This is a genomic window from Rhizobium sp. GW821-FHT14E12, from assembly GCF_058803745.1.
Genome location: NZ_JBXAPH010000001.1, coordinates 663,630 through 683,907, shown reverse-complemented (window position 1 = coordinate 683,907; position 20,278 = coordinate 663,630). Strand labels below are relative to the sequence as shown.

General features: G+C 61.0%; 19 protein-coding genes and 1 other RNA gene. 5 read left to right on the top strand and 15 right to left on the bottom strand.

Going from position 1 to position 20,278, the window contains the following annotated elements:
* Positions 1-10 precede the first annotated feature (10 nt).
* The 4 genes from AC1RO0_RS03380 to AC1RO0_RS03365 form a co-directional block, all read right to left on the bottom strand.
* A complete protein-coding gene (locus AC1RO0_RS03380) occupies positions 11-736 on the bottom strand; it encodes an amino acid ABC transporter ATP-binding protein (protein WP_498591533.1) in 726 nt (241 codons plus the stop codon).
* A complete protein-coding gene (locus AC1RO0_RS03375; RefSeq protein ID WP_498591532.1) occupies positions 714-1,373 on the bottom strand; it encodes an amino acid ABC transporter permease in 660 nt (219 codons plus the stop codon). Before AC1RO0_RS03375 ends, AC1RO0_RS03380 begins: the two co-directional genes overlap by 23 nt.
* The gene (locus AC1RO0_RS03370) at positions 1,370-2,041 is read right to left on the bottom strand and encodes an amino acid ABC transporter permease (protein ID WP_498591531.1); all 672 of its coding nucleotides are present in this window, start codon (positions 2,039-2,041) and stop codon (positions 1,370-1,372) included. The genes AC1RO0_RS03375 and AC1RO0_RS03370 overlap by 4 nt, the downstream gene beginning before the upstream one ends.
* 64 nt (positions 2,042-2,105) lie before the next feature.
* On the bottom strand, positions 2,106-2,867 hold the full coding sequence (locus tag AC1RO0_RS03365) for a transporter substrate-binding domain-containing protein (RefSeq protein WP_498592372.1): 762 nt from the start codon (positions 2,865-2,867) through the stop codon (positions 2,106-2,108).
* 389 nt (positions 2,868-3,256) lie between these two features.
* On the opposite strand from AC1RO0_RS03365, the gene AC1RO0_RS03360 reads away from it, so the two are divergent.
* Together AC1RO0_RS03360 and AC1RO0_RS03355 are read left to right on the top strand one after the other, a co-directional pair.
* Positions 3,257-4,669, top strand: a complete 1,413-nt coding sequence (locus AC1RO0_RS03360) for an FAD-binding oxidoreductase (RefSeq protein WP_498591530.1) — start codon at positions 3,257-3,259, stop codon at positions 4,667-4,669.
* Positions 4,670-4,867: 198 nt separating this feature from the next.
* Entirely contained in the window at positions 4,868-8,566 is a 3,699-nt protein-coding gene (locus AC1RO0_RS03355) for an AsmA family protein (protein WP_498591529.1), read from the top strand.
* A 74-nt stretch (positions 8,567-8,640) separates the two neighbouring features.
* Here the strand turns inward: AC1RO0_RS03355 and AC1RO0_RS03350 are convergent, their stop codons facing one another.
* The 4 genes from AC1RO0_RS03350 to ssrA form a co-directional block, all read right to left on the bottom strand.
* Positions 8,641-8,853 carry a ribbon-helix-helix domain-containing protein gene (locus AC1RO0_RS03350; protein ID WP_007697059.1) on the bottom strand — a complete coding sequence of 71 codons (213 nt, stop codon included), beginning with the start codon at positions 8,851-8,853 and terminating at the stop codon, positions 8,641-8,643.
* Positions 8,854-8,958: 105 nt separating this feature from the next.
* Positions 8,959-9,153 (bottom strand): DUF4169 family protein, encoded by a 195-nt coding sequence (locus AC1RO0_RS03345; RefSeq protein WP_498591528.1) that lies wholly within the window; start codon positions 9,151-9,153, stop codon positions 8,959-8,961.
* A gap of 53 nt (positions 9,154-9,206) precedes the next feature.
* The gene (locus AC1RO0_RS03340; RefSeq protein ID WP_498592371.1) at positions 9,207-9,716 is read right to left on the bottom strand and encodes an SspB family protein; all 510 of its coding nucleotides are present in this window, start codon (positions 9,714-9,716) and stop codon (positions 9,207-9,209) included.
* Positions 9,717-9,834: 118 nt separating this feature from the next.
* Positions 9,835-10,206: a transfer-messenger RNA gene (ssrA, locus tag AC1RO0_RS03335) on the bottom strand.
* Positions 10,207-10,402: 196 nt separating this feature from the next.
* On the opposite strand from ssrA, the gene AC1RO0_RS03330 reads away from it, so the two are divergent.
* A complete protein-coding gene (locus AC1RO0_RS03330; RefSeq protein WP_498591527.1) occupies positions 10,403-11,326 on the top strand; it encodes a thymidylate synthase in 924 nt (307 codons plus the stop codon).
* A gap of 102 nt (positions 11,327-11,428) precedes the next feature.
* Positions 11,429-12,316: a YghX family hydrolase gene (gene yghX, locus AC1RO0_RS03325; protein ID WP_498591526.1), complete on the top strand. Its 888-nt coding sequence runs from the start codon at positions 11,429-11,431 to the stop codon at positions 12,314-12,316.
* An 88-nt stretch (positions 12,317-12,404) separates the two neighbouring features.
* On the opposite strand, the gene AC1RO0_RS03320 is transcribed toward yghX, so the two are convergent.
* The 7 genes from AC1RO0_RS03320 to AC1RO0_RS03290 all read right to left on the bottom strand — a co-directional run bounded on the left by AC1RO0_RS03320 (position 12,405) and on the right by AC1RO0_RS03290 (position 19,241).
* Positions 12,405-13,616, bottom strand: a complete 1,212-nt coding sequence (locus AC1RO0_RS03320) for a LysR family transcriptional regulator (protein WP_498591525.1) — start codon at positions 13,614-13,616, stop codon at positions 12,405-12,407.
* On the bottom strand, positions 13,613-14,497 hold the full coding sequence (locus AC1RO0_RS03315) for an NAD(P)-dependent oxidoreductase (protein WP_498591524.1): 885 nt from the start codon (positions 14,495-14,497) through the stop codon (positions 13,613-13,615). Before AC1RO0_RS03315 ends, AC1RO0_RS03320 begins: the two co-directional genes overlap by 4 nt.
* A 101-nt stretch (positions 14,498-14,598) precedes the next feature.
* Positions 14,599-15,765, bottom strand: a complete 1,167-nt coding sequence (locus tag AC1RO0_RS03310; protein ID WP_498591523.1) for an ABC transporter substrate-binding protein — start codon at positions 15,763-15,765, stop codon at positions 14,599-14,601.
* Positions 15,766-15,843: 78 nt separating this feature from the next.
* Positions 15,844-16,593 carry an ABC transporter ATP-binding protein gene (locus tag AC1RO0_RS03305; RefSeq protein ID WP_498591522.1) on the bottom strand — a complete coding sequence of 250 codons (750 nt, stop codon included), beginning with the start codon at positions 16,591-16,593 and terminating at the stop codon, positions 15,844-15,846.
* Positions 16,586-17,341, bottom strand: a complete 756-nt coding sequence (locus AC1RO0_RS03300) for an ABC transporter ATP-binding protein (protein ID WP_498591521.1) — start codon at positions 17,339-17,341, stop codon at positions 16,586-16,588. Before AC1RO0_RS03300 ends, AC1RO0_RS03305 begins: the two co-directional genes overlap by 8 nt.
* Positions 17,338-18,387, bottom strand: coding sequence for a branched-chain amino acid ABC transporter permease (locus AC1RO0_RS03295; protein ID WP_498591520.1), 1,050 nt, complete (start codon positions 18,385-18,387; stop codon positions 17,338-17,340). The genes AC1RO0_RS03300 and AC1RO0_RS03295 overlap by 4 nt, the downstream gene beginning before the upstream one ends.
* Positions 18,387-19,241, bottom strand: coding sequence for a branched-chain amino acid ABC transporter permease (locus AC1RO0_RS03290; protein WP_449087453.1), 855 nt, complete (start codon positions 19,239-19,241; stop codon positions 18,387-18,389). Before AC1RO0_RS03290 ends, AC1RO0_RS03295 begins: the two co-directional genes overlap by 1 nt.
* A 296-nt stretch (positions 19,242-19,537) precedes the next feature.
* On the opposite strand from AC1RO0_RS03290, the gene AC1RO0_RS03285 reads away from it, so the two are divergent.
* Positions 19,538-20,272 carry a PIG-L deacetylase family protein gene (locus AC1RO0_RS03285; protein ID WP_498591519.1) on the top strand — a complete coding sequence of 245 codons (735 nt, stop codon included), beginning with the start codon at positions 19,538-19,540 and terminating at the stop codon, positions 20,270-20,272.
* Positions 20,273-20,278 lie beyond the last annotated feature (6 nt).

The window sequence follows — 20,278 nt, the reverse complement described above, 5'->3', positions numbered from 1 at the left end:
CAGGCAGTGCTCAGAGCATGCCGAGGAACTGCTTGAGTTCCGGCGTTTTTGGATTGGCGAAGACCTCGCCCGGCGGTCCGATTTCATGGACGCGGCCCTGATGCATGAAGACGACGCGCGAGCAGACGTCGCGGGCGAACTTCATCTCATGCGTCACCATTAGCAGCGTCATGCCTTCGCTGGCGAGCTCTCGGACAACAGCGAGAACCTCGGCCACCAGCTCGGGATCGAGCGCGGAGGTGATCTCGTCGCAGAGGAGCGCGATCGGCTGCATGGCAAGTGCTCTCGCGATCGCCACGCGCTGTTGTTGGCCGCCCGAGAGTTCGTCGGGAAAGGCATCGAACTTGTGGCCGAGGCCGACGCGGTCGAGCATGCGCCGTGCCATTGCCTCGGCATCAACCTTGGAGGTCTTCTTGACGACCATCTGCGAGAGCATGACGTTGCGGCCGGCGCTTAGGTGCGGGAAGAGATTGAACTGCTGGAAGATCATCCCGACCTTCAGCCGCAATGCCTTCAGATGCAGTTCGTCAGGCAGAAGCTGGGCGCCGGCCACGGAGATCGAGCCATCATTGATGTTTTCGAGCCCGTTGATGCAGCGCAGTAGAGTTGATTTGCCCGAGCCGCTCTTGCCGATGATGGCGATCACCTCGCCGGGCTCGACGTCGAGGTTGATGCCTTTCAGCACCTCGTTCTCGCCAAAGCTTTTGCGGACCTCAGTGACCTCGATGAGCGACATTCAGTTTCCTTTCCAGGATCTGGCTGCTCTTCGACAGCGGCCAGCACAGGGCAAAATAGATAAGGGCGACGAAGCCGTAGACGGTGAACGGCTGGAACGTCGCGTTGGTGATGATCGTGCCGGCCTTCGACAGCTCGACGAAGCCGATGATCGAGGTCAGGGCAGTACCCTTGACCACTTGCACGGAGAAGCCGACCGTCGGCGGCACGGCGATGCGGAGCGCCTGCGGCAGAATGACGTAGCGCATCTGCTGGATGTAGCCCATGCCAAGGCTGGCAGAGGCCTCCCACTGACCTTTTGCCACGGCCTCGACGCAGCCGCGCCAGATCTCGATCAGGAATGCCGAGGACCAGAGGATCAGGGCAACAGCAGCAGCCAACCAAGCCGGCACGTCGATGCCGAAGAGCCCGAGGCCGAAGAAGGCAAGGAAGAGCTGCATCAGCAGTGGCGTGCCCTGAAAGAGCTCGACGAAATATTTGACGGCGACGCGCGCGGCCTTGTTCTTGCCGATGCGCAGGAACAGTAGGATAGCCCCGACGGTGCCGCCGCCGATGAAGGAAACGAGGGAGAGCAGAACGGTCCAGCGCGTGGCGAGCAGCAGGCCGCGCAGGATGTCCCAGGTGGTGAATTGAATCATCGGCGGACCCTGCGCGGAAAGATAAGATTGCCGACAGCCGCAAGCAGTTGCCGTAGGATGATGGCCAGAAGCAGGTAGATCGCCGTGGAGACGAAATAGGCTTCGAAGGCGCGGAAGGAGCGCGATTGAATGAAGTTCGCCGCGAATGTCAGGTCCTCGGCGGCGATCTGCGAGACGACGGCGGAGCCGAGCATGACGATGACGACCTGCGACGACAGGGCCGGCCAGATACGCTGGAGCGACGGGACGAGGATGACGTGGCGGAAGGTTTCGAACGGCGTCATCGCCAGGCTGGCGCCGGCCTCGAATTGGCCGCGCGGCGTCGCCTGGATGCCGGCGCGAATGATCTCGCAGCTATAGGCGCCGAGATTGACGATCATGGCGAGATTGGCCGCCGTGACTTCGTTCATGTGAATGCCGATGCCGGGCAGGCCGAAGAAGATGAAAAAGAGCTGGATCAGGAACGGCGTGTTGCGGATTAGCTCAACATAGGTCGCGACGATCGGCTTGAGCCAGCGCGGACCCAGAGCCCGCGCCCAGGCGCAGGCAATGCCGAGCGCGATGCCGACCACTGCGCCGACCAGGGTCAACTCTATGGTGACGAGGACGCCCTTGATCAGAACCGGATAGTATTCGGCGAGCCAGCCGAAGTCGAAGTGATAGCGCATGAAATGGTGCCTCGCTCGGCTCCGGCCGCACCATCGGATGAAGGCGCGGCCGGGCTTGCGTTAATCAGAAGCCGGCGGGGAGGTCGGCGCCCAGCCATTTCTGCGAGATCTTGCCGAGCGTGCCATCGGCCTTGGCGGCGGCGATGATGTCGTTGACCTTTTTCTGCAGGTCGGCCTCGTTCTTGTTCAGGCCGATGAAGCAGGGGGAGTTGGTGATGAGGAACTTCATCTCCGGCTTCTTCGGCGGGTTTTTGGCGAGGATAGCCGCGGCAACGACGTTGCCGGTGGCGACCAGGTCGACCTGACCCGACAGGAAGGCGGAGATGGTGCCGTTATTGTCTTCGTAGCGCTTGATCGTCGCGTCCTGCGGGGCGACCTTCGTCAGCGCCAGATCCTCGATTGCGCCGCGCGTGACGCCGATCGTCTTGCCGGAAAGATCTTCGGGCTTGGTGGCGGTGACATCGGCGGGGCCGAAGACGCCGTTGAAGAAGGGCGCGTAGGCGTCGGTGAAGTCGATGACGGCCTGGCGCTCGGCATTCTTGCCGAGGCTCGAAATCACCAGGTCGACCTTGTTGGTCTGGAGATAGGGAATGCGGTTGGCGCTGGTGACCGGCACCAGCTCGGTCTTCACGCCGAGTTTTTCGCCGATCAGGTTTGCCATGTCGATGTCATAGCCCATGGGCGCCATGTCCGGCCCGACGCTGCCGAAAGGCGGGAAGTCCTGGGGAACGGCAACGCGGATCGTGCCGCGCGACGTGATATCGCTCAAGGCGTCCGCCCGGGCTGCGTGCGGGCTCGACAGCGACCCCATCGCCAGCATCGCCATACCCAGTGCCGTGAGCAATTGTCTGCGCTTCATCGAATGTCCTTCCAAAGATGGCTATGTGTAACTGCCGGACAGCAGGCAAGAGGTATGCCAGTCGGTTGAAGGACACGTTCGCTCGCTCAAGACGTGCTCTTTCTTGGAGAGAATTTTGCGGCAAATGCACATTTTGTCAGTATTTGCTTAAAAAATAAGCATATTTGCTGGCCACCAACATTGTCTGGCCTGTGTTGGCGATCGCAATCGAGGCTGCTTGATCTTACGCAAGCGAGCGCTCGCACCGTGTGGAAACCACGGGCGATTTTCATGACTGGACAGCGTCGTTCCGATGCCCCATAGAACCGCAAAAGGTTAACGCGCTCTTATATGTTTTTGATGGGAGATTCGGGACGATGGCTCTGGCTGATGCGAAGGCGGGGATACGCAACGAGGCAGGGATTGCTGCCGTTCTCGGCATTCTGAAACAGGCCTTTGGCGAGCGTTTCCAGACCGGCGAAAGTTTTCGCGCGCAGCACGCGCATACGACCACCTATATTCCCACACAGCTTCCCGATGGGGTGCTCTTTGCCGAGACGAGCGAGGATGTGCAGGCGGTCGTCAAGGCCTGCGCCGAGCACAAGGTTCCGATTGTCGCCTTCGGCACCGGCTCTTCGCTGGAGGGGCAGGTGAACGCGCCGCAGGGCGGAATTTCCATCGATTTCAGCCGGATGAATCGGGTGCTTGAAGTGAATGCCGAGGATCTCGACTGCACTGTCGAGCCCGGCGTCACCCGCGAGCAACTCAACACCTATCTGCGCGATACCGGCCTGTTCTTCCCGATCGACCCCGGCGCCAATGCTTCGATCGGCGGCATGACGGCGACGCGCGCCTCCGGCACCAACGCTGTGCGCTACGGCACGATGAAGGACAATGTGCTGGCCGTGACCGTGGTCGCCGCCAATGGCGAGGAGATCCGCACCGCCCGGCGCGCCAGGAAATCCTCCGCAGGTTATGATCTGACCCGGCTCTTCGTCGGCTCCGAGGGGACGCTCGGCGTGCTGACCTCGGTGACGCTGCGCCTGCAAGGCATTCCCCAGAAGATCGCCGGGGGCGCTTGCGCCTTTCCGACCATCCATGCAGCCTGCGATGCCGTCATCATGACGATCCAGATGGGCATTCCGGTCGCCCGGATCGAGCTTCTCGATGCGGTCCAATTGCGCGCCTGCAACCTGTACTCCGGGCTGACTTATCAGGAGCAGCCTACGCTGTTTCTCGAATTTCACGGCACCGAAGAAACCGTCGCGCTGCAGTCGGAACAGTTCGCCGAGATTGCGGCGGAATGCGGCGGCGGCGAATTCCTCTGGACCAGCAATCTCGAGGAGCGCAACAAGCTCTGGAAGGCCCGCCACGACGCCTATTGGGCGGCACGGGCGCTTGCGCCGGAACTGGCGGCACTGTCGACGGATGTTTGCGTGCCGATCTCAAGGCTTGCCGAATGCGTTGCCGAGACCCAGGCCGACATCGAGGAACACGGATTGCTGGCGCCGATCGTCGGGCACGCCGGCGACGGTAATTTCCATGTGCTGGTGCTATTCGACGACAAGACGCCCGAAGGCATCGCCGTCGTCGAAGCCTTCGTTGCACGGCTGAACGCGCGGGCGCTGGCCATGGACGGAACCTGCACCGGCGAGCATGGCGTAGGGCAGGGCAAGATGTCGTTTCTCGAGCAGGAGCTCGGCGGCGCTGTCGATCTGATGCGCCAGGTCAAGCATGCTCTCGATCCTGACGCGATTTTCAACCCGGGCAAGATCTTTCATGGCCATTGAAAATTGGCATACTCCATGATCTCGGCTTGCCCCTTGCGTGAATGGCGCTAGGCTACGAAGTCCCTTATCCTTGGGAGCCGCGACGCGGTTTGGATGGGGATCGGGTTAGCTAAAGATCGAGGCTGCTTTTTGCCTATATGGCTGGATATGTGATGCCTTGGATATCGTAATCGGAATGCAGAATGGAGACGGTGTGCATTGTTAGGTAGGGTCCTGGTTTTCCTGGGGGGATTGCTTGTAGTGGTGCTGTTCGTGGCGCTGCTCGCTCCGCTCTTCATAGACTGGACCGATTTTCGCAAGAATTTCGAAGATCAGGCGAGCCGTATCATCGGCAAGAAAGTGACCGTTCACGGCACTGTCGATGCCCGTCTCCTGCCGTTTCCCTCCGTGACATTGCATGACGTCCGCGTCGGCCAGGAAGCCGACGGGACGCCGCTGGTGCAGATCGCTCAGTTCTCCATGGATGCCGAATTGGCGCCGTTCCTGTCCGGCGAAGCGCTGATCTTCGATATGCGCGTCTCCGAGCCAAAAGTGCGCCTGCGGCTGCTGAAGGACGGCACGCTCGACTGGATGCGCGGCAGCCAGCCGGAAATGCCCGCCAAGTCAGTGGTGCTGGAAAGCGTGCATGTCGACGGCGGCGATATCCAGTTCATCGATGAGCAATCCGGCCGCACCCGGCACATTACGGGCTTCAACGCCGAAATGTCCGCGAAGTCCCTGGCAGGTCCCTGGCGGATCGAAGGGGATGCGGCACTCGATGGCGAGCACGGCAGTTTCACCATTTCCAGCAGCCAGCCGGACGACAGTGGCGTGCTGCGCGTCCGCACCCGGCTCAATCCGGATCGTCATCCTCTCATTGTCGATCTCGACGGCGAGCTGAAGCTGGTCGACCGCAAGCCGGATTATCTCGGTCTCTTTACCGCGGGGATTGAGGACAAGCAGGCGCGTAAAGCCGCGGATGAGCAAGCTCAGCCCCGCGTCAAAGGCCGTTTCGAGCTGACCAACGAGCGCATCCGCATCCCTGAATATCGCCTTGAGGTGGGAGCGGCGGACGATCCTTACGTGGTGACCGGAGAAGCGACGCTGGATACCGGCACGAAGCCGGAATTCCTGCTGACCGCCGATGGTCAGCAGATCGACGTCAATCGTCTCGGCAACAATCAAGGCACCAACGGCAAGACCAACCGCAATCCCGCCGTCTCCGCCCGCCAGCGCCTGAACAACCTGATCGCGATTGCCGCCGAGGTTCCGATCCCGCAGGTGCCCGGCAAGGCGACATTCCGCCTGCCGGCGATCGTTGCCGGCGACACGACCATCCGCGATGTGCAGCTGGATCTCGAGCCCGCCGGAACCGGCTGGAAGATCGACCATGCGATCGGCATGTTGCCGGGGCGCACGCAGGTCGAGGCCACCGGCAAGCTGATGCTGCAGGGCGAGCCGAATTTCATCGGCAATCTCGTCGTCGCCTCCAACCAGCCGTCGGGCCTGGCGTCCTGGCTGGTGGGCTCCGTCGATCCATCGATCCGGCAGTTGCGGCAGGCCGGTTTCTCCGCTGATGTCAACTTGCGGCATGAAGAACAGCGCTTCGACAACCTTGAAATCGCGATCGGGTCGGCAACGCTCAAGGGTAAGCTGGACCGGCAGGCGCCGGATAAGCAGGCGCCAAAGCTTGGCGTCGATCTCAGCGGCGATGCGCTGGACCTCGATGCGCTGAGGGCGCTGACAGGCATGTTCACCGGTCAGGACGCCGGCGAGGCCTTGCTCGACCACCGCATCACGGCGCATCTGAAGGCGGACAAGTTCGCACTGTTTGGCGTACAGGCCGACAATGTCGAGACATCCTTTTCGATTACTGACGGAGCGTTGACGCTCGACAAGCTATCGGTGCGTGATGTCGCCGGGGCGGAGATCACGGCAACAGGGCGCGGCGATGGCTCTTTGCTGGACTACAAGGGATCGGGCGAGATCACCTTCAAGGCAGCCGACCCCGGTCCTTTCCTCGAAATGCTGAGCCGGCATCTGCCGCATCATCCGGTCATGGATCGGTTGGTGCGCAATGCTGCGTGGTACGGCAATACCGCGCTACGTGGTGCGCTATCCCTCGGTGGTGACGAAGGTGACGGTGTGACGGTAACGCTCGCCGGTGTTTCCAACGGCAGCCGCGTCAATCTCGACTACCGGATGTCCGATCTGCTGGCGCTGACCGGCAAGGGCACGACGACGCTGGAGGCGACGCTTGAAAATTCGGTGACCTCGATCCTGTTCGGGCAGGCGGGGCTCGATCCGCTACCCGTCGAAGCCGACGCGAATGGTCGCCTGACGCTGAAGGTGACGGCAGAAGGCACCGAACCGGCGGATGCGGCGCTGACTTTTGCGACGGACAAGACCTCGTTCATGGCCAATGGCAAGGTCGATGTCCGTCCCAGCACCTTCCTCAACGGCACGATCGCTCTGTCGCTCGACAGCGCCGATCTCGATCCCTATTTCGTGATGAATGGCATCGGCATACCGCAGATGGGTACCGGCCTGCCGGTCAAATTTCAGGCGAATGCCGTGCTCGATGCCGACAAGATTGCACTCTCCAACATGAAGGGCCAGCTTGCCGACAATAATGTCTCCGGCGCGCTGACCTTCGATCGCAAGTCGCCGAACATCAAGGCGACAGGCGAACTGGCGCTCGACAAGGCCGATCTTGGCTGGCTGGGTGAAGCGATCTACGGGCCGATGACGGATGCCGCGACTGGCAACCTGACCAAGGCCAAGCTCGGGCTGCCGACGTTTAATGGGCTCGATCTCAACATCAAGCTTTCGGCCAAGCAGGTTTGGCCGGGTATATTCGGCCCGGTCTCCAATTTCAGTGCTAACGCTGCTTACAAGGGCGAAGAGCTGCGGCTGAACGATATCGCCGGCGCCTGGAATGGCGGCACACTCGGCGGCAATCTGATGCTTGCCAATTCCGACGGCACCGGGCTGATGCAGACGAAGCTCAATCTCACCAACGGCGATCTTGCGACCGTCGCCTGGCAGCGTGATGGCACGCCGCTGGCCACTGGCCGCTTTGGTCTTGACCTGAGCATGGAAACCAGTGGCAAGAGCATGAGCGAGCTTGCCGCCAATGCCAGCGGATCGGGTGAGGCCAAGCTTGGCGAAACGCACGTCCGCGGCCTCAATCTCTCGGTACTCCCACCGCTGTTGTCGGCGACGGACCAGATCCAGGGCGATATTACCGCCGACAAGGTGCTGCCGATCGTACAGACGCTGCTCAACAACGGCGAGGCGGCATTGCCGGCGATGAGCATCCCCTTCAACATCTCGACCGGTGTCATCCGCGCCACCAATCTCAGCGCCGGCAATGATGTGGCGAAGCTGTCGGGCAGCGCCGAGATCAGCCTGCCGGACGAGCGTATGCGCGGGTCGCTCGGCATCGATTTCAATGCCGGCAATGAGGTGTTGAACGGTGCCGAGCCGGCGCTGCGCCTCGACTTCGCCGGCCCGTTGGCAAGCCCTGGCCGAACGATGAATGTCACCGATATCACCAGCTTCCTGTCGCTGCGCGCCTTTGAGCGTGAGCGCCGGCGCGTCGAACGGCTTCAGGCGAGCGTGTTGGAAAAGCAGCGGCTGCGGCGCGAAGTGGCGCTGTACAAATACACCGCCACTATGCGCGAAGCCCAGCGCCAACGCGACGCAGCAATCGAACAGCAGCGGAGCCTTGAAGAGCAGCGCCTAAGGGGACTGGCGCGCGAAGCCGCGGCCGAGAAGCAAGCGGAAGCTGCGGCCAAGGCGAAGGCCGATGCGGAAGCCCGCGCGAAGGCGCAGCAATTGCCGGTTCTCAACGGACAAGGGCCGCAAAAGATTGCACCGCTGAATTTCAACGGCCTTCCCGGCATCGCCCAATAAGACACATCATCCGTTAGATAATGTGTCTTGCAGCGAAGGGCCGTCGCTCTTTGCGCATTCGTTCGAACGGCAAGCTAAGCGCGTTCTTTCAACCATTTCAAGACGTAGAGTCGCAGTGCGGAGGAGAGGTTGCTCTCCGGTTCGCGACCGTCGTCGATTTCGGAGATCAGCGCGGCAAGCGAGGTGCCGCGCGCTTTGGCTATGGCCTTCAGCTCGCTCCAGAACGCGTCTTCAAGGGAAAAGCTCGTGCGGTGGCCATGCAACGTCGCGGAATGTTTGCGGATCATCGGTGGATCGATCAAAAAGCTCGGAAGGGGGAGGGGATTCTGAAAATGATTCAAAGTACTGAAGTAAGCTGCTGATTTCGAAAAGATTTCGTTCGGCCCGGCAGGCTAGTCGTCCGTCTTGGTCGGCTTTATGTGGCCGGCCTCGTGTGTCTGGCTGGCCTTGTCGTTGAGCGCCTTGGTCAGGTGCTTCTCCGCCTTGGTGCGGCCGAAGCTGATGCGATTTTGTTCCGCCTGCTTTTCCTTTTCGGAGCGGGCCTGTTTTTTCCGGAACTGACGCAGATTGACGACTTCGGCACTCATCACGGTTCCCACGGAGGATGCAGAAAGGGGAAGCCTGCGCTCCCCCTCGGACATTATTGCTTCTTGCGGAATGCGTCGAGCGAGACGACCGAACCCGGTTTTTTCTCTTCGCCTTCCTTGGCTTCCACCATCGGCTCTTCGCTGCCTTCGGCGGCCACCGGATAGGCGGTGATTTCGCCAGTCGGCATTTCCTCGTCGTCGGCGAGCGGCACATCGAACTCCAGCTCGAAATTCACCGACGGATCGTAGAAGCCGCGAATCGCATTGAAGGGGACGACCAGCTTTTCAGGCACGTCGGAGAAGGAAAGGCCAATCTCGAACAGGCTTTCGGTGATCTTCAGATCCCAGAATTGATGCTGGATGACGATGGTCATCTGTTCCGGATATTTCGACTTCAGGTGCTGCGAAATGCGAACGCCGGGCGCTCCGGTCAGAAAGGTAATGAAGAAATGATGGTCACCGGGCAGACGACCGGTGGCGCCGACCTCGGTCAACACCTTACGGATAACTCCACGCAGGGCGTCCTGTGCCAAAATGTCGTAGCGGATATGATCCTGCCCCATGCTTTCCTGTCTTTCGTTGGCCATGTTTTTTCTAAGGCTTATGCCACGCCGGGCGCAGACGGGAAAGCCCCCGCGCGAGTCATCACCTGATCATACATAATATCGAAGATAGGGAGAAGGTGAAGGTTTCTGTTGCCAGGTACCTTCGAACCCCGCCTTAAGGTGCGAACCTTCAGGACTTGATTTGAAGTGTCACACTGCGATTAAGCAGCGAGACGAGCTTCCGCATAGTTGTCGTTTGCAACTACAATTTTAGCCCGATAACGGTGGTACAATGCCGAGCAAAAAGTCGATCTTTACGCCCTTGTCGATCCTATTTCGCCCCCATCAAAAGCCGGTCTGGAGCAAAGCTCGTCTGGCCGGTTTTTGGTGGAGGCGCCGGGTACCGCCCCCGGGTCCAATAGGTTTATTACATCGCTCGTTTATCGCCATAGCCGGCCCGAAGACCGGCAAGGCTGATATAGTGTTTTCCTTGGGCGAAGGGAAGGGCAATTGTCATAAATGCGTCGCCTGGATATCGCTTTGCAGCGATAGCTGACCATCGGGGGTGAGAATTGCCGGGATTGTGCCCGGTTGCGGTTGGTTTTGCACCGACTTGCCATTAAATTAGCGGCCAATGGAATCGGCGACGGAGGCAATTGTTTCTGCGGTTGCCCGGATCCTTCGCGGAAATCTCGGAGCTCAGAATGGTTCGCCACCCGGAATATCAATATCTCGACCTGATGGCGCACCTGCTCGAAAACGGTGATCGCCGGATCGACAGAACCGGCGTCGGCACGCTGAGCGGGCTTGGCGCGATGATGCGCTTCGATCTTTCCAAAGGGCAGCTTCCGGTCTTCACGACCAAGCGGGTCTATTGGAAGCTCGCCGTCAAGGAGATGCTCTGGTTCCTGACCGGCGACACCAACATTCGCAATCTCCTGAAGCAGAATGTGCGGATATGGACCGACTGGCCGCTGGCCGCCTATCGCAAGGCGACGGGCGAGACCATCAGTCAGGAAGATTTCGAGGCGCGGATACTGGCCGACGAGGCCTTTGCCGAGACATGGGGCGATCTAGGCCCCGTTTACGGCAAGCAATGGCGGCAGTGGCGTGATGCTGACGGCCAGGTGCATGATCAGATCGCGACGGTCATCGTCCAGCTCAGGCATAATCCGAGCAGCCGCCGGATGATCTTCCATGCCTGGAATGTCGGCGAACTCGCCGGAATGGCGCTTCCTCCGTGCCACATGGTCTACCAGTTCCATGTCTCGAACCTGCCTTCTCCTGGCGAGACCAGGCGGCCGCGCCTGAGCCTGATGGTTTACCAGCGGTCCTGCGACCTGTTTCTGGGAAATCCATTCAACATCTGCCAGCAGGCCGTATTGCTGGCCATGGTTGCCCAGCAGGTGGACATGGACGTGGGCGAACTGGTCTGGGCCGGCGGTGACGTCCACATCTACCTCAACCATCTCGATGCGATCCGCGAGCAGCTGAGCCGGGAACCGCGGCCATTCCCGACCTTGCGCTTGCTCCGCCGGCCGGACAGCATAGACGACTACCGCATCGAGGACTTCGAGGTTCGCGATTACGAGCCGCATGCGGCCATCGCCGCGGAGGTTGCGGTTTAGATTCCGATGTCTGCGCGGATATCCTTCGCGATAGCGCAAAAGTGAATTCAAGAACTGGCTTAAGTGGTTAGGCTGCTCCTCGTAGACATGAGGGGAGCGCCAATGACACGTCTGACCGCCAAGGATTTTCATCCGGAACTGCTGGAACTCTACGACTATTACGCCCATGGGAAAATCACGAAACGCGAGTTTCTTGATCGGGCCGGCAAGTATGCCGTGGGTGGCCTGACCGCTGTCGCGATCCTCGGGCTGATGAGCCCCAACTATGCGCTTGCCCAACAGGTCGAGTTTACCGATCCCGACATCCTGCCCGAATACATCACCTATCCGTCGTCGCAGGGGAACGGAACTGTTCGTGCCTATTTCGTCCGGCCGGCTGCGGCCAAGGGCAAGGTGCCGGCGGTCGTTGTCGTGCATGAGAACCGAGGGTTGAACCCCTATATCGAGGATGTCGCTCGGCGAGTGGCGAAGGCGGGCTTCATCGCGCTTGCGCCGGATGGACTAACCTCCGTCGGCGGTTATCCCGGCAATGACGAGAAGGGCCGGGAGTTGCAGCAGCAGGTCGATCCGCAAAAGCTGATGAACGACTTCTTTGCCGCGATCGAGTTTCTCATGAAGCATGATGCCACGACCGGCAAGGTCGGCATTACCGGTTTCTGCTATGGCGGCGGTGTGGCGAATGCGGCCGCCGTTGCCTATCCCGAGCTGGCAGCGGCCGTGCCGTTTTACGGCCGGCAGCCGAGGGCGGAGGAGGTGCCGCGCATCAAGGCGCCGCTGTTGCTTCACTATGCGGGACTGGACAAGGGCATCAACGAGGGGTGGCCGGCCTATGAGGCGGCGCTGAAGGCGTCGAACAAAGTCTACGAGGCCCATATCTATCCCGACGTCAATCACGGCTTCCACAATGACTCGACGCCCCGCTATGACGAGGCGGCGGCCAAGCTTGCCTGGGAGAGAACGATAGGCTGGTTCAAGCGCTATCTGGCTTGAGGGGCAATGCCGACGCTGCGTCCATTCACCTTCAGGTCGGGCGGATGGACGTTGTTTATGAGCTCGCGGCCGGGATTATAAGAAAAGGCTATAATCGCTCGCGCGTTCCGCTGACCCTCTGCCGCACGAAATCCAGAAACTGCTCCTGGGCTGCCGTCGGCATCCAGCCGGATCGTAGCGTCAGGCCGATCGGTCGTGCCGTGTGGTCTAGGTTGTAGGGCAGGGCCTTGATGAGCCCGCGAGTCAGCTCCGCTTCGGCCTGCAAATAGGAGATGCAGCCGAGATGATCGGTTCGGTCCAAAAGCTCGCGCATGAGGATCAGCGATCCCGACTCGACAATGCTCACAGGGCTGTGTCCAAGGCTGTCGAACATTGCGTCGAAATGTTTCCGGATCGGCGTTCCGTGCAAGCCCACCACCCAGGGGTAGGAGGCAAGCTCTTCCAGGGCGATATCATCCTTCTCGATCAGCGGATGATCGCGGCCGGCGACCAGCACGAGCGTGTCGGTGAAAAGCACACGCTGCTCCACATCGCCGATCGGCGCGGGATCGCGCAGGGCGCCGATCAGGAAATCGATCTCGCCACGTCTGAGCCCGGCCAGAAGATCGGCATAGGGGCCTTCCACGACCTGGATCGGTATCTTGGGGCGAAGCGCGCGGAAGTTGGCGATTGCCTGCGGCAGGACATAGGATCGCGACAATGGCATAGCGCCGATTACGATGCGTCCGGCTTCCTCGGACACTGTTTCCGCAAGATCGGCTTCGGCTTGGGCGAGCTCGGCGAAGGCAAGTCTTGCGGCCTGGGCGAGCGTCTGGGCCGTCCGCGTTGCGACGATGCCGTAGGAGGTCCGCTCGAAGAGGGGACGGGCCGCCTCCTGCTCAAGCTGGGTGACGGCGCGGTGCACGGTCGGCTGGGCAAGGCCGAGACGGCGCGCGGCCAGCGTAAAATTCTCCATTTCCCGCACGGCAATCAGCGCCTGAAGCTGCGCCGTCGTCGCGGTGATGCGCAGCCTGGGGCTGAGATCGGACAGCGCCGGATCAAGATAGCCGAAAGCGCGCCGGACGCGCTTTGCAAGGACCTCGCCCTGCTTGTTGACGAACAATCCCTGGGCGGTCCGCGTGAAGAGCGCCATGCCGACGCCGCGTTCGATTTTCGACAGCGCCTGCGTCACGGCCGGTTGCGACACATGACATAGTTCAGCAGCTTTCGCCACCGAGGCCGTGTCGACGACCATCAGGAATACCCTGAGATGGCGAAGATTGTGCTGTAGCTCCGGCTCTGATGACTGTGCGGAATTCAAGACAGGAGGTGCTCCAGTATCAGGTCGACGCGCTGGGTCAGCGAGAGATCGGCTGCGCTGAGGCCAAGATTTCCGATTCGGCGCTGCCAGTCGACGGCCGCCGATACCATTCCGTCGGGAAGGCCGAGATCGCGAAGCGTTACCGCCACTTCTTCCATTTCGGCTGCGCGCCGCGTTCCATGCACCATCATCCGCTCGAGGTTGTAAGACGAACGGGCCTTCCAGTCGATCCCCGGATCGGACGCCTGCAAGGAGGCCAGAACGGCATCCTCCACGCCCGCACGCCGCGCCGCCAATACACATTCGGCGGTGAGCGCCTCGAACCCCTTGATCATGACCGAGCGCAGCATCTTGATCGAGGATGCCTGTCCGATCTTGTCGCCGGCGACGTGGGCATTCATTCCGAGGCTTGTCAGCAAGGCTTCAGCCTTTGCCGCGTCGCTGCCGGCCAGAAGGAGAGGGGTGCGGTGGCGGGCGGGATAGACCGGTGCCATCACCGCCACGTCGACGTAGCGGGCGCCGGCCTCCTCGACGATTTTCGCGGCAGCGACTTTCGTTGAAGGCGAGCAGGAATTGCAGTCGAGATAAAGTGAGCCTCGGTCGAGATAGGGAGCAACCATCTTTGCGGCTTCGAGCGCGCGGTCGGCGGTCACGAGGCTGAAGATCGCGCTTTTGCCGTTCGTCGCCTCGCGCGGGCTTTCGCCACATGCAACGTCCAGCCGTGCGCAGGCATCAAGCAGGCCGCGCCGGTGATCGGTGCTTTTTATCTTGATATCGAAGGTAGTGATGGGAGCTTTGATCGGGCTGCCTTCGACAGTCTTCCAGCCAGCGACGAAGGCCTGCGCGGCTTCCCCGAATCCGATGAGTGCAATCGTCGACATGCTGCCGGTTCCTCGTGCGAACATTCAGCCAAACAAAGGTATAGCGAAAACTTATCATGAGGACCGCGATATCGCCGCGATCCTCGGGTCGAGACCAGCGCTTAGTGCGCCGGATCCTTGACGTTGTCGTAGGTCTGGAACTCGACGTTGTACAATTCTCCACCGACCTTCTCGACCTTGCGCATGTAGATATCCTGAACGATATCGCGGGTTGCGGGATCGATCGAGATTGGGCCTCGCGGGCTCTGCAACTGCATTCCCTTGGCGGCATCGACGAATGTCTGGCCGCTTGCGTCGCCCTTGGTTTTGTCGAGGGTCTTGTAGATCAGGTCGAGGGCATCCCAGGCGGCGACGGCGACCATGTTGGGGCGCATGCCATCATTGGCCTTCTTGAAGGCTTCCACGAAAGCCTTGTTCTCCGGGGAATCATGGTTTGCGGAATAGGGGCCGCCCGTGATGACGCCGATGGTCGGATCGCCCATATTGTTGAGAAGGTCGTCGTCGGTGACGTCGGCCATGGCGATGACCTTGATGCCGGACTTGTCGAGGCCGCGCTCAACGAACTGCTTCATGAAGGCAGCCCCCGCGCCGGTCGGAACGAAGACGAACAGCGCTTCCGGCTTTTCATCGGCGGCGCGCTGCAGGAAGGGCGCGAAGTCCGGATTGGCAAGCGGCACCTTCAGCTTTGTAATGACCGTGCCGCCATTGGCCTCGATCGTCTGCTGGAACCACTTCTCCGCGTCGGCGCCCGGGCCGTAATCGGAGACGATGCTGACGAATTTCTTCGCGCCGTTTTCCGGAGCCCATTTGCCGATGACGCTGGCCATTTGCGGGATGGTCCAGGATGTTCGGAGAATGTAAGGCGACGCATCCACGATCGACGACGTCGCGGCCACCATGATGACCTGCGGGATCTTAGCGCGCTTGGATAGCTGTGCAACGGAAAGCGCGGCTGGTGTGTTGCCGAAGCCGGTCAGGATGGACACCTTGTCGTTGGTCACCAGTTCCTGCGAGAGGCGGAGCGCATTGTCGGCGGCGCTTCCGTCGTCCTTGACGATCAGCTCGACCTTCTTGCCGCCGGCGGTATCGCCCTTGGTGGCGACGTAGGTCTTGATCGCGGCGCTGATCTGCCGACCGTTGGACTGAAAGCCGCCGGTCAGCGGAATGACGACACCGACCTTGACGGTGTCCTGCGCAAAGCTCATTGCGGGCGTCCCGATCAAGCCGATCGCGGCGACGGCGCCTAGCGCCAGTTTCTTAATGCTCATGTCTCTCCTCCTGTTGAAAAATCTATGTGCGGTGCATGTCGTTCAAACCGGCCCTCTTTCCGGCGTGGACTTGGGCGATCAGTGTTTTCGTTCTCCGGCGGCTGGCGTTGCGGCCGCCGACGCCCCTGCGCCGACCCCAAGGAATTTGCCCAGGGTCGCGCTGTCCTGCGCCAAGGCGGCACTGCTTCCCGAATAGGCGACCGTGCCACGCTCAAGGATCACGGCCTTGTCGGTAATCGCCAGAATCTGCTGTGCGTGTTGCTCGACGATGATGGCGGCCATGCCCTCGTCGCGGACGATGCGGCGGATGGCGGCAAGCAACTCCTCGACGATGATCGGCGCCAATCCCTCGGTCGGCTCGTCGAGCAGCAATATTTTTGGATTGAGAACGAGCGCGCGGCCGATCGAGAGCATCTGCTGTTCGCCTCCTGACAGTTGGTTGCCGTAATTGTTGCGGCGCTCCTCCAGCCTCGGAAAAAGGAGATAGACAGCCTGAAGGCTCCATTTGCCGGGGCGGGCGACGGCCGTGATGTTTTCCTCGACCGTCAGCGACCTGAATATGCCGCGCTCCTGCGGCACCCAGCCGACGCCCGCCTCGACGCGACGTTCCGGCGTCATGCGCTCGATGTTCTGGCCGCTGACCGTGACTTTGCCGCCGTGATAGCGCGTCAGGCCGACAATGCTGTTGAGGGTCGTCGTCTTGCCGACGCCGTTGCGGCCGAGAAGGGCCACCGCTTCGCCCGGCCCCACGGAAAGGCTGACGCCGTGTAGAATGACGGCCTTGCCGTAGCCGGCTTTCAGGCCGTCCAACATCAAGAGCTCAGGCATGGTGCGCCCCTCCGAGATAAACTTCCTTGACCCGGGGATCCGTTGAAATCTCGTCGACGGTGCCTTCTGCAAAGAGAGCTCCCGCGACCAGAACCGAGATCCGATCGGCGAAATTGAAAACCAGGTCCATGTCGTGTTCGATCAGCAGGATCGAGACGTCCGCGGGTAGCGCTGCCAGCCTTGCCAGAACCTCGTGCCGGTCGGCTTCCGGTACGCCGGCGGCCGGTTCGTCGAGAAGTAGAACCTTCGGTTTGCAGGCGATCGCCATGGCGATTTCGAGCAGCCGCTGCTTGCCGTAGGGTAGGCCGGAGCAGGGCTGGTCGAGGACCGTATCCAGACCGAAATCCTGAACCAGGCCGGCAATCTCGTCCTCGATGCCCGGAAGCTTTCCGGCGAGGCGAAACCAGTCTTTGCCATGTCCCTGCCGCTCGCTGATGACGAGGCCCAGGCTTTCCACGACGGTCAGATCACCGAAAAGCTGGTTGATCTGAAACGTCCGGACCAGGCCGCGCTGCACGCGCTTTTCGCGCTTGAGCGACGAGATATCCTCGCCATTCAAAAGGATCTGTCCGCTTGAAGGCGTCAGCACGCCTGTCAGAAGATTGATGAGCGTCGTCTTGCCCGCGCCGTTCGGCCCGATCAGCGCATGACGAGCGCCGCTTTCCAGGCGGAACGAGACGTCGGTCGTGGCCTTCAGGGCGCCGAACATCTTGTTGAGCTGTTTTGTCTCAAGAACAGCAGCGGTCATGGTGCCCTCCTGGTCGAAGCGCGGCCTCTAAAGAGGTTGCCGCGAATGGTGGCGAGGCGGGCGGAGAGCGAAAGCATGAGCTGGCGAGGACGGTCACGGCCGAAGAGGACGAAGGCGACCAGCAGCATGCCGAGCCAGAATTGCCAGTATTGCGGCGTCAGCGACGACAGTCCGTCCTGGATCAGCTCATAGACCAGGGCGCCGATGATGCCGCCGTAAAGATAGCCCGTGCCGCCGATGACCAGGATCATCAGGCTATCGGCGGATTTCTGGAACGATAGTGCATCCAGCGAGATGAACTGTTGCGTCTGGGTGAACAGCGCGCCGGCGATCCCGGCATAGGCGCCGGAGAGAGTGTATATGGCCACGAGGCGCGCGTTGACGGGAACGCCTACAGCGGAAGCGCGCAGCGGATTATCCCGGATCGCCTTCAGCGAATAGCCGAAGGGCGAGGACACGATCAGCCGCGCAAGGAGGAATAGCACGAACAGCACGGCGAGGCTGTAGGCGTAGCCGGTATGTCCGTAGATATCGAAGTCGAAGACGCCGAAGAGCGGTTCGATGGTAATTCCTTGCAGACCATCGGCGCCGCCGGTCAGCCAGTTCGCCTGATTGGCGATTTCGGCAAAGACGGCGGCGACGCCGAGCGTCACCATCAGCCGCGTCAGGTCGCCGCCACGCAACAGCAGGAAGCTCGTCAGGAACGCAACGACTGCGCCCGAAAGAGCCCCGACGACCAGTCCCGACAGTGGCTCGCCGGTGACATGGATCGAGAAGAGGCCGCTTGCATAAGCGCCGACGCCATACATGGCCGCCTGTCCGAGGGAGACGATGCCTGCATAGCCGAGGATCAGGTCGATCGAGAGCGCGAGAATGGAGAAGCCGACGATCTCGGTCAGGATCAGATGCTGGTTGGGGAAGAGGAGCCAGGAGGCGAGCGCCAGAGCCCAGAACGCCAATTCAAGAACGCTCCAGCGCGCCGAGCGCCTCATGACGTCTGATACCCGCTGCTTCAGAGCAGGGATTGCGGAATGAGATGTCTGCATCAGCCGGCCCTCGCGAAGAGACCCTGGGGCCGGACGACCAGTACCGCCACGAGGATGATATAAATGATGAAGCCGCCGAGCGACGGCACGTAATATTTGCCGAGAACGTCCGCGACGCCGAGCAGGATGGAGGCACAGAGAGGGCCGTACATGCTCGAGGTCCCGCCGACTGAGACGACGATCAGGAAGTAGACCATGAATTTCAGCGGGAATGTCGGGTCGAGGCCGAGGATCTCGGCGCCAAGCGCGCCGCCAAGGCCAGCGAGGCCGGATCCGACGGCGAATGTCACGGCAAAAATCGTATTGACGTGAATGCCGACGCCGCGAGCGACGCGCCGGTCATCCACGGATGCGCGCAGCCGGCTGCCAAACCGCGTACGGGCAAGGATCATTTGCAGCGCAACGGCGAGCGCACCGCAGACGAGGATGAGAAAGGCGCGATAGACACCGATGCCGACGCCGAGCACATCGACGCGGCCGCGCAGAAAGTCCGGCAGGTTCAGGATCTGCTGCTGCGATCCCATGACATAGTCGATGCCGGCAACCGCCATGAAGACGATGCCGATCGAAAACAGCACCTGATCGAGCGGCGTCTTGTCGTAGAGACGCGCGTAGAGTGTCTTTTCGAGAATGACCCCGGCAATCGCCGTGGCAATGAAGGCGATCGGTAGCGTCAGCAGAAAGGGGACGCCCCATCTGTTCGTCAAAATGACGGTGACATAGCCGCCGGCCATCGCGAAGGCGCCGTGCGCTAGGTTGATGAAATTCATCAATCCCAGGGTGACGGCCAGTCCGCAGGATAGCACGAACAGCAGCATGCCATAGGCGAGGCCGTCAAATAAAAGGGTTAGCATTTTTCCTCCCTGTCCCGGATAACGCTCCTCCGAGGCAGCCAGATCTGGCTGGTTCTCCCGAACGCATCTTTCGCAGGACCTTTTGGGTCTTGAATGGTGATTAGCCATGACGGGAAGCGGGGCAGTTGCCCATTTCAAAATGGTCGTCGCCTCATAAGAAAAAGCTATAGGTACCTTGTCGGAAGCGCACCTCGGTCGACGCGGCTATAGCCAAAACTTATTGGCGAGGCATCAAATCCAAATTGGCAAACGACCCCCTCCGGCGTGAAATCACGCGCAATTCGGAAGGAGATCCCATGTCGGAACAAAAGACTGCACTTATCATCAGCGCACACGCGGCTGACTTCGTATGGCGCTGCGGCGGCGCGATCGCGCTGCATGCGGAGCTTGGTTATAAGGTGACCGTCGTTTGCCTGTCCTTCGGCGAGCGCGGAGAATCCGCCAAGCTCTGGAAGCAGCCGGGCATCACGCTCGAGCAGGTCAAGGCGGCGCGGCGGGCGGAATCGGAAAAGGCAGCCAAGGCGCTTGGCGTCCATGATCTCATCAGCTTCGACCTCGGCGACTATCCGCTTCGCCTCACGGACGAGGATAAGTACCGGCTGGTCGATGTGATCAGGAAGGTGCAGCCGGCCTTCATGCTCAGCCATTCGCAATACGATCCGTACAATACCGACCATATGTATGCGACGCAGGTTGCCCTTGAGACCCGGATGATTGCGCAGGCGTGGGGTCATAATCCGGGCGAAAAGGTGCTCGGCGCGCCGCAGCTTTACCTGTTCGAGCCGCATCAGACCGAACAGATGGGCTGGAAGCCCGATGTCTTCCTCGACATCACGTCGGTCTGGGACAAGAAGCGGGCCGCCATCGAATGCATGGAGGGGCAGGAGCATCTCTGGGAATTCTACACCCGCGTTGCCCAGAACCGCGCCAATCATTTCCAGCGCAATTCGGGCGGCCAGTCGGGTGGTCGTGCCTCACAATATGCAGAGGGTTTTCAGTCGGTCTTCCCACGTACGGTCGATGAGCTCTAATGAGCT